We start from the raw sequence: 13,508 nt of genomic DNA, 5'->3' as shown, positions 1-13,508 counted from the left end.
CTTTTTTATCAAGAAAAAAGATAAAAGGAATTAACATAAAATTTTAAGACATGAGTGATGCAATTTGGGCTTTAATAGGAGTGGTTGTTGGAGGACTGCTAACGGGCTGGATAAATTATGGTCTTCAAAAGAGACAATTCCAACATAATTTTGAAATGTTCCGATTAGAAAATCAAAGTAAGGAAACTGTCAAATCAATATTAACTGATTTACTTTGGCACAAAAAGTTCATAGATCGTTCTATGAAAGCTCTTAAACAAAATATTGGTGGTTACACTGAGGACGAAATAAGACAACTTCTTCACGAGGTTGGTGCTGTAAAAATAACCAGAAAGAAAGATAATACCGAATGGTGGTACTTAAAGGAAAGAGAGGAAGAAAGAATAGAGCACTTAAAGAGTAAAAGCTAGCGAAGTTCCTTTTTGGCAGGATGCTAGCAAGTGCTTAGAGATTTATGCTCCGCTAAATTTTAAGCTTTTGCGACAAGTTGTCGAGAATATTCTGAACTTTTCTTCTCTAAGCATAAAACTAAGAACATAGTTCAATTTGGGCAGAAAATTTTTGCTTTTGGCCGGGGCAAGCGTGGGCAAATTGTGTGTAGGGAAAAATGTGATCAACATTTTTATGTACAAAACAATCGAGCGTTTGCGCGCGGCAATTAAATATAACGACAAATTATGGTACAAATGAAAATGAACCGTGCGCAGCACACCGAATAGGGATTATTCATAACCCCGTTGTAAATTTCAATAAATAACGCTTACATGAGGGATATTTTACATAATGGAAAATTATAGCTTACCAATGGCGAAACCCTTAAAATACAACATGACGACATTTGTACTATAATTTACATTATGTAAAATAGAATGTTTCAAAACCAGCATAACCCCACCCGACAACTTATTTCGGCAAAATCAATAACGGTACTTTGGTTTTTCGGATAATTGCCTTAATTGGATTGTTTTTAAGCATAATACGTTTGCCTGCTTTTTTAGGAACACACAACAATTGTATATTGGTGTGAGAAACATAATTCACCAAACCATCCAAAGCGTTGACACCTTTCGAAAATTTGTATGAAACTGTCTTGTGCCAAGGAAATTCGGTTTTTTGCGGTTGATCTTGGGAAATATCAAAATGTCGGACAGGTTTTTCACTATTGCGGGTTAAGTCCTTGATTACTTCTAAATTGGAAGCCTTGAGTTCATTTCCAAAAAAAACAAGGTTAATATCTTTGAACGTGTGAAATTTGTCGTCCTCGCCCAAAATAAGCACATTCGTATGGCTTGTTTGGTTGATTACAAAATCGGTTATGCTTTCCGAGAAAATCCCAAACCTGGGCCTACGCTTGCCCAAAACCAAAATATCTGGTCTATGTAGTGCCAAATAGTCCCTTATTCTATGTTTTACCCTTCCATGCTCCATTTTATAGGTAACGGGCAAATGCTCTTGTTTCCCCATATTTATGATCAGCTCCTTAATTTGAGCTTGTGAAGAATCATAATCTTTGGTCATTGAGCTCCTTTTTCCATTCCGTGTATTGTAGGGGTTTACGTGGAAAACCTCCAAAGCGCCATCGATTTGCTTGGCCAGCTCCAAAGCGCTGGTGAGCACAAATGCGGAACTTTTGGACATGTCCAGCAATACGGAAATATGATACTTCTTTGCTGCTGCTTCCATAGGCGTTTGTTTATGACTGATACTCTTAAAGTTAGCGTCAAAAAACCTATGAATCAGGTGTTTAACTTTTATTTAATAATAAAATGAGATTCCTTTAAATGAAGGCATCAAAAATTGCTATTTCATTAATAATTTAAAACAAATACTTTATTTTTTTAATCAAAATAATTGAAAAACTATAAGGAGCGTAACGTAAAGGCACATCTAACCAAGTGCCTCTTTTTACAATGGATTTATGGTGCGAGAACAGGTCAAAAGTATGTTTACCATGGTATCCCCCTATCCCGGATTGCCCTACTCCACCAAATGGTAAATCCTTGTTGCTGATATGGATTACGGTATCGTTTATAGTACCACCGCCGAAGGAATAGCGGCTCATTAAGCGTTTTTGGAACTTTTTGTCACTGGAGAACATATAGAATGCCAATGGGTTTGGGTATTTGGAAATATAGCTGTCCAGTTCGCTTTCATCCGTATAGGAAATCAAGGGCAGAATGGGGCCAAATATTTCCCCTTGCATGATGGTACTGTCCAGTTCGGGTTCATCCACTAAAGTTGGGGCTAAATATTGATCGGCATCCACAAACTTGCCTCCAAAAATTATCTTCTGCCCTTCAAGCATTCCTTTAAGTTCCTCGAAGTGTTTACCAGTAGCAATTCGAGCAAAATCACCTGATGTTTCCATATCTTTTCCATAAAACTCGGTGAGGGAATTTTTAAGGTTATCTACGAGAGCATCTTTCACATTTTTATGCACCAAAATGTAGTCCGGGGCTATACAGGTTTGCCCGGCATTGATGAATTTCCCCCAAGCTATTCGCTTGGCAGCCAGTTTTATGGAAGCCGTTTCATCCACAATGCAAGGATTTTTACCGCTTAGCTCCAGTGTTACCGGGGTAAGATGTTCCGCGGCACTTTTGTATATGATCTTGCCCACTTGGGTACTACCGGTAAAAAATATGTATTCCCACTTCTCGGCCAATAATTGAGTGGACACCTCTACTCCACCCTCAATTACGGTTACGTACTCGGGCGGAAAAACTTTGCGGATTATTTGCGAAATAATCTTGGAGGTATGCACACTGTACTCCGATGGCTTCAATATAGCTGTATTGCCAGCTGCCAAAGCACCTATCAGCGGTGAAATGGCCAACATAAACGGATAGTTCCAAGGTGAAATAATAAGCACTTTGCCATATGGCTCCGGCTGTATCCATTCCTTTGACGGAAAATTGGACCAAGAGCCGGAAACCCTTTCGGGTTCGCTCCATGTATCTATGTTTTTTATGGCATGTTTTAGCTCCGCAAGTGCCAATTGGGTCTCTGTGGCCAGACTTTCGAACTTTGGCTTTTTAAAATCGGCATAGAGCGCATCACAAATAGCATCCTCCTGATCCACAATCTCTTGTTGCAGTTTTTTTAGATACTGTTTTCTATAGCCTATATCCTTGGTTTTCTGTGTGGCAAAAAAGTCGTTTTGGGCGGCCACCAATTGCTTTACCATAAAACTGATTGTTTCCTTAAATATAAACAAACAAGCAGTAACCTGTCCAAAATATAAAAAGCACCGGGCTTACCGATGCTTTTTCATTATGTTGTGTAGTGTGTTTAAAGAGAAATCTCTTCGGTAGCCCCATTCGGATAAATAAGTGTGGCCACGTCGTCGCATTCGCCATTTCCAAAATCCACGGTAACGGCCAATCCATTTTTGGAAACCACCATGGTTCCTGTGGTCATATGTTCGCAGGCAGCGCTCCCTTGAAGGTCTTCCAAAGTTTCAACGGCATAAACGTTTCCATCGGCTTCTACGTTCCAACTTCCGGAGATGGAAATCATGGTGCCTTCCAAGCTGTCACCAAAAGCAATGGTAAACGTTTTGGTACCGTTTTCGGAAATCACGGAGCCATCTTCCATTTCTATGGACATATCGCTGATAATGGAGAACGATACCGAGGTTTGCTCCGTACTTGAGGAAATCTCAAATGTTCTGGTCCCATTTACTTTGATGTTCCCAACATAAAAATCTTGGTATGTGGCGATAAAAGTGGTCATCTCGCTACCTACTTCGTAAGTGGCAGTAACGGTTCCGTTTATATTATCGGTACCATTGAGCACACAATTATTGAAAGTTGCGACAAAACCTGTTTCGGTATATTCAGTGGAATAGCATTCGCCTTCCTTGCCAACGGTGACACTTTCGTCCGAATTCCCGCCAATTATTTCCGCTAGGGCCGTATCAACAGCTCCGGCAATATCGTCGGTATTCAAAATAGTCTGTAATTCTGCTTGTGAAAGGGTTTCTCCATCACCGGACATCCCGTCTTCGCTACACGATTGAAAGCCAAGAAAGGCAATGGTGAAAAACGCGATGCTTACATTTCGTAGATTAAGTTTCTTCATGTTATTTGGTTATAGATGTGTTGGTAGAACAACGAAACACGTTCATTTTTAGTGTAAAGGAGCTTATTCAATTCGATGAAATGCAGGGTTGATTGAACCTTTTTCCTTGAAATTGTCTTAATTTCATCGAGCTAAAACAATCTCATGAAAGAAATCAAACTATCTATCTTATTGATGTTTACACTTGTATTGATGATGTCCTGCAGTGAGGATGGTGACGATGGTCAATCTGGATTTTCCAATGCAGAACTTGTAGGCACTTGGGTCTTGGTAGAGGTTAATTTAAGTAGCGAAGTCGATGTGGATGGTGATGGACAGACATCCACTAATTTGATGGAAGAAGAGGATTGTGTGTCGGGCAGCATAGTTTTTAATGCAGATACCACCTACCAGTTTGAGCAATCTAGTTTTACGATCAATTCCATCACCAATAACAGGTACTATGTGGATTGTACCGGAACCAATCTTGCTACAGGTGCCTGGGCAAGCGATGGTTCTAACGTAGCTTTTCAAGGAAGTAGCATTTTGAACAGCAATTTTGAATTGATGGGAAACCAGCTCATTTGGAACAAGGATGAAGAATTGCCAGGAGTGTCATCTTATATCTATGAAAAACAATAGTGTTGACTTGCTGCCCTAAGAAACACTAACCTTTGCGTATGGCTAAGTTGTCGGCTTTAAGAGATAAGATCAAAGAACATTTATTGCAGCAGATTCAAAATGGGGAATTGCAAGTAGGCAAGACGATTAATTTGGCGGCTCTCTCCCGGGCAACGGGCATTAGTGTAACGCCCATTCGTGAAGCATTGACCCAATTGGAGCAAGCCCAAGTAATTCAGGCAATACCCAACCGCGGTTTTGTGGTAGCCAAGCTTTCCAAACAAGAAGTCAAGAACTTAATCGAAATTGTGGCTCAATTGGAAGTGATGGCCTTGGAGAATTCAAAGTTTGAAACTGATGAAATGGAAGCCTTGGCCAAAATGCAGTCCGAACTTGAAGCAATCACCACTATGACAGAAGGGTTACGGGCCAGATTCAATTTTCACAATCATTTGGTACAGCATTGCCCAAATAAAGTGCTCTTACAAATTTTAAAGGACCTGAAAGTTCGACTTCATTTTTATGAACACGATTTTATTAAAGATCATGGATTCTTCAAAAAACTGAGTACGCAGACACGTTCCGTGATAGATGCTATACAAGAAGACAATGTGCCAACCGCTGCATTGATTCTACGTATGCACTGGATGTCCATTTTGGAACATATTGAAGCACAAATCAGTGTTAAAAATGGTTAATCTTCTGATTGTCACACTAAAATAATTCTAATTTCGTTTTTAGGTAAAATAATTCACCATGAATTACTTGAACAAAGAAATAGAATCGCGCACCAAGAGAAAGAAATCCAAATCACTGGTAAAAAGACAGATTTCTTGTGGAACTTTCCAAGATTTTGAAACCTTAGATCTGGACAATCATAAAAGGGCTTTTCCAAAAAACTAGCCCCGCTCCTGCTCTTTCAGCTTACTTTTCACAAAATCATAGTCCGATAATGAGTTGGCATTGAACAACGCTTGCTCATTTTTAGGCTGAACAAGTAAAATCTCAGCATCCATTAGAAATTGTTTTGGGCTTGGATAATCGGAATTCTTGAGAAAATTCATAGCTTCTTGCAACCCATTAGGCTCCCAAATACAACATAACGGTTCAGGATTGCCCGTATTTGGATTTTTAAAGGCGGTTGCTGATTTCCCAGGGTTTCTTTTCCCTACCAATTGCTGTAACGACGGTAGGTCCATGAACGGTAAGTCACAGGCAATTATCAACCAACCAACGTTTGAGTGGGCATTAAAAGCACTTGAAATACCATTAAATGGTCCCTTATATTCATTTTGGTCCACGATAGTGTTAAAGCTTGGTGGAGTTTCTTGTAGTTGTTCTGACCGTATACTTAAAAAAACGCTATCGCAGACCTCTTTTAACAGGTGGTACAAATATTCCCGCTGAGGAGTTCCATGGTAATCTACGAGCCCTTTATCCCTTCCCATTCTTGAACCTTTACCACCGGAAAGTACCAGACCGAATAATTTGGGGGGATGTTTTGTTGCTATTTTTTTGTGTTCTGTGTTCAAAGGCTTGTATTAGGAATCATACCTGTGGTGGAGGTATCAGTGCAATTTCGTCATACGAATTGATCCTGTCACCATCCGATGCGTAATTTTGATTCACGGCAACGGTCACCTGCGGTATGGATTTGAGTTCTGGATACGTATTTTCCAAAAATTTTTTGAGTTCACCTACCGTATTGGGTATTTTTTTTCCGGACAAGCTTGCCGTGGGTACCGACAATGTTGGAGTCCCAATAATATCTTTGGTAGCTCCGAACAATAGTATAGTCATAATATCAACCTATTAGCGTTATTGTTTGTTTTGAATCTTGGTTAGATAGGCTGGTAGGTTATATTAAAAGGTGAAAATATTAAAAATTGCCCGAACGCCTATCATTTTAACAAGCAGGAATTTCTTTTAACTTTTCTTTAATTTAATTCTGGTCATCATACATACTTTTCCTTTAAATTCGGCGTTTTGCATGCAGAACCTTAACTTATATGAAAATGAAAAATATACTTCGATTTACTTTCCTTATATCCCTTGGACTTATTTTATTCTCTTGTGGAAATGCTGATGATGATGTGAGTTTTGACATTGATGACAGGGAACTTGGTCTTGGAGAAGAACCAGATGATTGTCTAGGTTTTGATGAAAATGAGATTCTATTGTCCATTCAGGATGAATATACTACCCAACCTGGTAAAGTTTCTATTCTTTTTAGGGTGTCCGACCTTATGGGAAATCCTATTTCAGGTCTATCCGCCGACCAATTCTCGATTTATGAGCAAGGTAGGAACGATGATTGCTTTAACTCCATATCATCATCAGAATCTTTTGCACGAATTTCCCCTAATTCACAGGTCTTCAACAACAATACCCTCTTGGTATTGGATTTGAGCAACAGTGTTTTGGAAAGTAGTTTGGATGAATTAAAGGTAGCTACCACAAGTTTTATCAATAATGTAATGCCCTCGCCTGGTTCAGAATCCTTCAAAATGGCCATTTATTGGTTTGATGGAGAGGACGAACTTCACCTTTTGAACCCATTGACGTTTTCTATTGAAGAACTAACCGCTTCTGTGGATGGAATCACAGCGGACATCAGTAGTGACCCATCAACAGATTTGTACGGTGCGGTAATCAAATCAACAAACATTGCAGAAGATTTATTGGATGAAAATTCTGATGTGATCAATGCTGCTTCCGTAGTATTGTTCACCGATGGTACCGACCAAGCATCCCGTTACAGGGAGTCCGATGCGCTACGCGTGGTCGAGGAAGCGGACAGAAACATCTCTTTCTTCTCTATTGGACTTGGTGCCGAAATCGATACCGAAGTTTTGGAGCAAATTGGGAAAACAGCCAGTGTGTTTGCAAGCAATTCCGAAGAGTTGGAAAATACTTTCAACGATATATCCGAACGTGTGGAGGAACAAGCGGGAAGCTATTACCTGTTCGAATATTGTACACCAAAACGTGATGGTAGTGGTGAAAGCAACCTAGTGATTCAACTTACCCACAATGGATTACAGGGAGCCGTTCAGACCAAATTCAGTGCCAAAGGGTTTATAGGAGGTTGCGAATAAGTCAGCATACTCGTTAAACTAGTTAAATTTGGGATTATACCGTATCTTGTTCAGCAATTAAACTGAACATAACTATGATTAACCCTAGAAAAACATTTATTTGCACCCTATTTTTAGGATTTGCCAGCAGTCTTTATGCCCAACACATCAGTCCGTTAGAGGGCAGATGGGATTTGGAAATGGATTTTATGGGCAAGCCCTCCCCTTCTTGGTTGGAAATAAAACATTCTGGAAATGCTACGTTATTGGGACGCTTTGTGTTTGCTTTTGGTAGCGCAAGACCCATTGCCGAAGTGGAAACTTATGGGGAGAACAATTTTACCTTTAGTATTCCCAATCAATGGGAGCCCAAAGGCAGCGATATGATCTTCCATGGCGAATTGGATGGTGAAGAATTGAAAGGTACAATGATCTATACTGATGGTTCCATTATTCATTGGACCGGGGTGAAAGCACCTGAACTGCCTTACACCGAAAATCCAAAATGGGGAAAAACCATTGAGGTGTTCAATGGTAAGAATCTTACTGGTTGGCACGTAGATGGCGAAAAAAACCAATGGATGGTAAAAGATGGCATTTTGACCAGTCCTGAATCAGGATCTAATTTGATTACGGATGAAAAATTCCAGGACTTTAAAGTGCACGTAGAGTTCCGTTATCCCGAGGGCAGTAATAGCGGTGTTTATTTACGTGGTCGTTATGAAGTTCAAATTGTGGATAGTGAAGGTTTGGAACCTGCCGATATCTATTTGGGAGGTGTTTATGGCTTTTTGGAACCTAATCAGAATGCCTCCAAACCTGCTGGCGAATGGCAGACGTATGATATTACATTGATAGGACGACGGGTAACGGTAACACTTAACGGCAAAACCGTTATTTCTGATGCCACTATTCCAGGTATTACAGGTGGAGCTTTGGACAGTAAAGAAGGCCAGCCTGGACCATTCATGATTCAGGGAGACCACGGACCTATTGAATACAGAGCTTTTGAAGTTACTCCTTTAAAGAATTAAAGATTCATAATTCAAATAAAAAAAGCCCGATTATAGCAATCGGGCTTTTCTTTTTTCTTAATCCAAAGGGATAAGTTCTATGTTTCGCCATTTTACGCGAATACCTCCTCCATCATGGATCTGTAATGCGATGGCGCCTTCGCCCTCTCCAATTTTTTCATCTTCCAGATGAACCATTTCAACCCCATTGAGCCAAGAAGTTACCTTGGGACCTTCCACACGGATTTTCATAGTGTTCCACTCCCCCATTTTTAGGGCTTTGTCTTTTTCAGGGTCTGGTTTTATCAACCAACCTCGCCCGTAAGATTCGTAGATTCCACCCGTATCTTTTCCTGGAGGGGCAACCTCTACTTGCCAACCGGTTACTTTGGTGCCTTCAAAAGTAGAACGGATAAAAACACCGCTGTTACCATCGGCCTCTTGTTTAAACTCCAAGGTCAATTCAAAATCTTTATAGAATTTATCTGTGGACAAATAGCCATATTCACCTTTTGGACCACTTTCGCAGATGAGTTCACCATCTTCTACAAACCATTTTTCCTCTCCGTGGTTTACCCAACCATCCAAGTTTTTACCGTTAAAAAGAGTAATAGACTCTTGTGCAAAAGTCAATTGTGCTGCCAAAAGGCATAATCCTACTAAAATCTGTTTCTTCATTTTTATGTGCTAAAGGGTTATTTACTGTTTCTAAAATCTATTTACCATTAATCAGACCGTTTCCTGTATTTTGTTGTTCCAAAGGCTTGGAAAGGTCTATCAAAAAACCATTGATGACGGCGTGCGTCAATTTCCCATCTTTCTTTAGAAAGAATGTCGGGTTTGCTCCCGGTTGCATACTAAAACTTTTTAATTCAAATTTCTCATCTACCAATATCAACGGAAAGTGTACAAAAGTGCTTTTCTCTGGCTTCTCCGTTTTTACATAGGCCACCCCATCCTGCAACAACTGCATGGGATTATCAATTCGAGTCACCTTGGCCACCTTTGGCTGAACGATGCTGTAACCCTTCGCATCAAAGGTTTTGTAAGCATAATAAGTGGATAGGTCCCCTTGGTCGGCAACCGAACTTTTGTAATAGAACTCGTTGTGGTCTTTTAAATCTACCTCGTAGTTGATTATTCCCAAATCAATAATATAGTCATTGCCCAAAAGCTCATAAGTGATGTTTTCTATCTTTAAATCGAACAACATACGATTGTTGTGGGGAATTTTTTCGTAATCTTCAATGGGAATATCCTTGTACGATTGGTTGGCAATAGTATACAGCGCCGAAAGAATGGAAACGTAGTTCAGCTTGCGAATCTCTTGTTTTTCCGGGTCGCCTGGATAGCCTCCAGATTCTATCAGAATAAGGCTAGTCCCCCATTTAGCAATGTTGTCACCAAAGGCACGAGGCTCAAAATCATCGCTGTACCGACCAACCTGTCCTGGTGCATAGTTTTGTATGATTTTATCCATAAAAACAATCACTTTCATGGCATTGGCCCTAACATCGTTGATGTCCTTTTCGTAATTATATGCTGTGGCGAGATATGAAATAGTCGCCGGCTTATCGGTCCGTTCCGCATTGTAGTACTTGCTCTGGTCGTGAAGGTTAAAACCAAAATCGGCATCAAGGCTATCACGAAGACGCTTTAAAGTTTGCCCTTCGGGAGACTGCAAGCGCAGGGCATCGCGGTTGATATCGATTCCCAAGGCATTTCTTCTCGTAAATACTTCGGCGCCATCTGGGTTGAGCATTGGTAAAAAGTGAAGTTTTAACTTGGATAAGATTGCTTCCTTCTCTTCCTTGAATTCAGGGGCATCCAAAAAATTAAGGATGTCAAAAATAGCTTGGGTGGCCGTGGGCTCATCACCGTGCATTTGGGACCATAAAAATATATTGCTGTCCCCGGAACCAATGCTTATCAAGTGTATATCCCGCCCCTGAATAGACTCCCCTACCTTTTGGACTTCAAACTTAGGGTTCGCTTTAAATTTTTCGATTAAGGGTTGGATGTCGGCGTGTTTTATCCTCCGTTTTCCAATGCTCGATTCTTTGTAATCATCATAAGTTTCATACAGCTTGGAGGTAAGTTCATCCTGAGCCTGTACATTGCAAACTAGTAGAAAGACAGCCGAAAGTAAAAGTTGCTTTATCATTGTTTTTTTGTTGGAACAGGTTTAAAGTTAAATTTTTTGGTGGCATTTCGAACCTTTTCCACAAAATCCATTCCTGGATCGGTTTTTTTGGTACGATAACCATCATCTACCTCCAGCCAAAGCGGATGTCCTTCAAAAAGTGTGTATTCTTGGTGACCGATTACATAATCAATATCATATTTTGATGCTAAATAGTTCACCAGATAGATATTGGAGCGCAACTGTTTTTTGGTCAAGGGCAACCCTTCGGTACCGCCCACATTTTCTATACCAATGGCACAATGGTTTAATCCAATAGTGTGTCTTGCCATGGTGGTTTCCGGCATTAAACGGTATATGGTGCCATCTTGATCCACCAGAAAATGAGAGCTTACGTTTAGTCCACTTACGTTCACCAAATCGGGCCGCCAATTGGGCAATGTGGACCTATTAAAGGCCTCGAACGATTTTTTTAGGGATGGAATGGCCGTCCAATGCAGCACTACCATTTTAGGCGTTATTTCCGGGGTATCCTGCTCCAACTCGTACCTATTCAACAGGTATTCCTTGGTCAATTCAATCCGTTGTTCATCAAAAATAATGGGAATATCCACAATTTCCTTTTGAGTTGAGCATGCTCCCAAGGCCAGTCCCCATAAAAGTAAACTAATCTTCTTCATTTGTAGTATTTATGGAATCGATGGGAACGGCATAACAGATAATCAATCTTTTTCTGCCCCATTCCCGTGCTTTTTTTACGTCTTTACCCATGTAAATATCAATACGGTTTCGCCAACGCCAATGCATTTTGTCCTTCACGTAAAATGTATCTGGGAAAGTATCGATTTTTACCATGGTATTGTACGTCAATCCTTTTTTGATAAGGTCTCTGGATACTGCGATGACTTTCATGCCGGGCTTTAAGGTATCTCCCCAAGCCGCAACGGAAGGGTTGATACTATCCGTTTGCCAAAATACGGAGTTATAGGCAGAAGCCGTGACTTCGTGTCCGTACCAATCATATTTTTTGTTGGGCTTTGTTTCATCTTCTTTTGATGAACATCCCACAAGAATAATGATCAGTATGAAAACACAGTTTTTCAATGCAATAAATTTTCCAAGAGCATAATGTCCACATTGGTGTTGTTCCATCGGTCGGACAACACATCGGGAACCGGCGTGAATCCTAAGGTCAAGGAGCTAAGTACTATATCCAGGTCACCATCATTATCAACATCCGAAGCATCCATCAAAAACCATCGTGCCAAAGCGGGGTCTTCCAATATTTTTGTAGAAAACTCATAAGTATCCGAGTCCTTGTTTTCCAAATACACGAAGGAGCGTTCTGGAAACTCCATATAATTGGGAAATGTGCTGATCAGGGCGAAATCTATGTCGCCGTCTTGGTCAAAATCCCTGGAAAGTACCCTTGTAGCACCGTACATGGGATAAAAATAGGATTCAGCGTACTCATTGTTTCCTTGATTGAGATAGATGCGCATACCGTGATAGGGTTTGTGCACATACGAAATATCCGCATTGTCCCCTTGAACTGTTATAATGTCATCTAAACCATCCCCATTATAATCTACTATTTCGAACCAACTTGTTCCGAATATAGGGCTGAACTCCAAAAGTTTTTTAGCTTCAAACACTAAATCTTCAGTCTGATGGAAAACAGTAATGCTCTCGTTACTTTGGGTCATTAAGGCTACAATATCTAGTTTTCCGTCGTTGTTCATGTCCTTTGCCACAGTACGTATGGCACCGGGTAGGTTGAGCAATACTTTTTTGTCATACCCTCCAGATTCGTTCTCGATCAAAAGAGACAACCGACCGGATTCATTGCCGAACTCGCTCACGATGATTTCATTTTTGCCGTCACCGTTCAAATCTTCCAATAAAGTATGGACGGGCCTATGAAAACTTTGGTTTACAGCTAAGGTATCCGTTCCAATTTTGCGAAGTATTTTTCCTTTTTCCAATTCGGATGGACGAATGATTCCTACCTCACTGATAATTTCCATGGAATCTTTTTTACTGTACCAAGTTATAGGTGTTTTGCCTTGATAGATTTGTTCGGAGGCTTCTTGGTCAAAATTAAAAGACCCTAAAGTCCCGGTGAGATCTCCATAGTGGACTTGGTTTTTATTCTGAAGAAACTCCAAATAAGTGATCATACCACCATTTTGTTCATCAACGGCATATGGCTTGGCCACAAATTGGTTCAAAGTATCTGCTCTGGGTACATCTATGGTTTCCAAATGTTCTGGTGCATTGGATAGTACGTAGGTCTGAATCTGAACCCATTCTTCAAAGGTGAGTTTTGGTCTAAAGCCTGATGTTTCTGCATTCGCATCTTCATTGATTCCTTCTACTTCCATACGCTCAAGCATGGCTGGAAGCACCGAATTTTCCCATATTTCTTTGGGCAATTCGTCCAATTTAGGAGCTAAATGACAACTGGCACAGTATTTTGTATAGAGCTCAGCTTCCGGGGATTTCGGTTTTTCTTTTTTACAGGAAGAAATAAAAATTAGAAGTAATAAAAGCAGTGGGGTAATACTTGGTTTGTTCGGCATTGGTCGGTTC

Annotated in this window: 16 protein-coding genes; 6 read left to right on the top strand and 10 right to left on the bottom strand. The window is 40.4% G+C overall.

The features are described 5' to 3' along the window. Positions 1-50: 50 nt before the first annotated feature. Positions 51-410 (top strand): hypothetical protein, encoded by a 360-nt coding sequence (locus GUA46_RS07785; protein WP_119641543.1) that lies wholly within the window; start codon positions 51-53, stop codon positions 408-410. Between the two features lie 493 nt (positions 411-903). Here GUA46_RS07785 and GUA46_RS07780 read toward each other — a convergent pair whose 3' ends face one another. The 3 genes from GUA46_RS07780 to GUA46_RS07770 form a co-directional block, all read right to left on the bottom strand. Beyond that, the gene (locus GUA46_RS07780; RefSeq protein ID WP_176620006.1) at positions 904-1,683 is read right to left on the bottom strand and encodes a universal stress protein; all 780 of its coding nucleotides are present in this window, start codon (positions 1,681-1,683) and stop codon (positions 904-906) included. A gap of 133 nt (positions 1,684-1,816) precedes the next feature. Continuing rightward, positions 1,817-3,187, bottom strand: a complete 1,371-nt coding sequence (locus GUA46_RS07775; protein WP_176620005.1) for an aldehyde dehydrogenase — start codon at positions 3,185-3,187, stop codon at positions 1,817-1,819. Positions 3,188-3,291: 104 nt separating this feature from the next. Beyond that, entirely contained in the window at positions 3,292-4,083 is a 792-nt protein-coding gene (locus GUA46_RS07770; RefSeq protein ID WP_176620004.1) for a hypothetical protein, read from the bottom strand. A 144-nt stretch (positions 4,084-4,227) separates the two neighbouring features. Between GUA46_RS07770 and GUA46_RS07765 the strand changes: the two genes are divergently transcribed. From GUA46_RS07765 to GUA46_RS07755, 3 genes are read left to right on the top strand one after another with little or no spacing between them, the layout of a single operon-like run. Further along, a complete protein-coding gene (locus GUA46_RS07765; protein WP_176620003.1) occupies positions 4,228-4,704 on the top strand; it encodes a DUF5004 domain-containing protein in 477 nt (158 codons plus the stop codon). Between the two features lie 38 nt (positions 4,705-4,742). Further along, the gene (locus GUA46_RS07760; RefSeq protein WP_176620002.1) at positions 4,743-5,381 is read left to right on the top strand and encodes a GntR family transcriptional regulator; all 639 of its coding nucleotides are present in this window, start codon (positions 4,743-4,745) and stop codon (positions 5,379-5,381) included. A gap of 58 nt (positions 5,382-5,439) precedes the next feature. Further along, positions 5,440-5,586, top strand: coding sequence for a hypothetical protein (locus GUA46_RS07755; protein ID WP_176620001.1), 147 nt, complete (start codon positions 5,440-5,442; stop codon positions 5,584-5,586). Here GUA46_RS07755 and GUA46_RS07750 read toward each other — a convergent pair. Beyond that, positions 5,583-6,215, bottom strand: coding sequence for an NTP transferase domain-containing protein (locus tag GUA46_RS07750; RefSeq protein ID WP_229418469.1), 633 nt, complete (start codon positions 6,213-6,215; stop codon positions 5,583-5,585). The genes GUA46_RS07755 and GUA46_RS07750 overlap by 4 nt on opposite strands. Before the next feature lie 16 nt (positions 6,216-6,231). Further along, positions 6,232-6,483: a MoaD/ThiS family protein gene (locus GUA46_RS07745; protein WP_176620000.1), complete on the bottom strand. Its 252-nt coding sequence runs from the start codon at positions 6,481-6,483 to the stop codon at positions 6,232-6,234. Positions 6,484-6,698: 215 nt separating this feature from the next. On the opposite strand from GUA46_RS07745, the gene GUA46_RS07740 reads away from it, so the two are divergent. Continuing rightward, positions 6,699-7,781: a vWA domain-containing protein gene (locus GUA46_RS07740; protein WP_176619999.1), complete on the top strand. Its 1,083-nt coding sequence runs from the start codon at positions 6,699-6,701 to the stop codon at positions 7,779-7,781. A 74-nt stretch (positions 7,782-7,855) separates the two neighbouring features. Beyond that, positions 7,856-8,794, top strand: coding sequence for a 3-keto-disaccharide hydrolase (locus tag GUA46_RS07735; RefSeq protein ID WP_176619998.1), 939 nt, complete (start codon positions 7,856-7,858; stop codon positions 8,792-8,794). A gap of 57 nt (positions 8,795-8,851) precedes the next feature. Here the strand turns inward: GUA46_RS07735 and GUA46_RS07730 are convergent, their stop codons facing one another. Genes GUA46_RS07730 through GUA46_RS07710 form a run of 5 tightly spaced genes read right to left on the bottom strand, consistent with a single transcriptional unit; the run spans position 8,852 to position 13,498 of the window. After that, positions 8,852-9,451, bottom strand: coding sequence for a 3-keto-disaccharide hydrolase (locus GUA46_RS07730; protein ID WP_108247353.1), 600 nt, complete (start codon positions 9,449-9,451; stop codon positions 8,852-8,854). Positions 9,452-9,488: 37 nt separating this feature from the next. Beyond that, a complete protein-coding gene (locus GUA46_RS07725; RefSeq protein WP_176619997.1) occupies positions 9,489-10,937 on the bottom strand; it encodes a M14 family zinc carboxypeptidase in 1,449 nt (482 codons plus the stop codon). Continuing rightward, complete coding sequence (locus GUA46_RS07720) at positions 10,934-11,596, bottom strand: peptidoglycan recognition protein family protein (RefSeq protein ID WP_176619996.1); 663 nt, start codon at positions 11,594-11,596, stop codon at positions 10,934-10,936. The genes GUA46_RS07725 and GUA46_RS07720 overlap by 4 nt, the downstream gene beginning before the upstream one ends. Continuing rightward, entirely contained in the window at positions 11,583-12,026 is a 444-nt protein-coding gene (locus tag GUA46_RS07715) for a 3D domain-containing protein (RefSeq protein WP_417942966.1), read from the bottom strand. Before GUA46_RS07715 ends, GUA46_RS07720 begins: the two co-directional genes overlap by 14 nt. After that, positions 12,017-13,498, bottom strand: coding sequence for an FG-GAP repeat domain-containing protein (locus tag GUA46_RS07710; RefSeq protein WP_176619995.1), 1,482 nt, complete (start codon positions 13,496-13,498; stop codon positions 12,017-12,019). Before GUA46_RS07710 ends, GUA46_RS07715 begins: the two co-directional genes overlap by 10 nt. Between the last annotated feature and the right edge of the window lie 10 nt (positions 13,499-13,508).

The sequence above is a fragment of the Flagellimonas chongwuensis genome, assembly GCF_013376415.1.
Classification (GTDB): domain Bacteria; phylum Bacteroidota; class Bacteroidia; order Flavobacteriales; family Flavobacteriaceae; genus Flagellimonas; species Flagellimonas chongwuensis.
The sequence above is the reverse complement of the archived record's forward strand: the minus strand, read 5'-3'. Positions and strand labels throughout refer to the sequence as shown.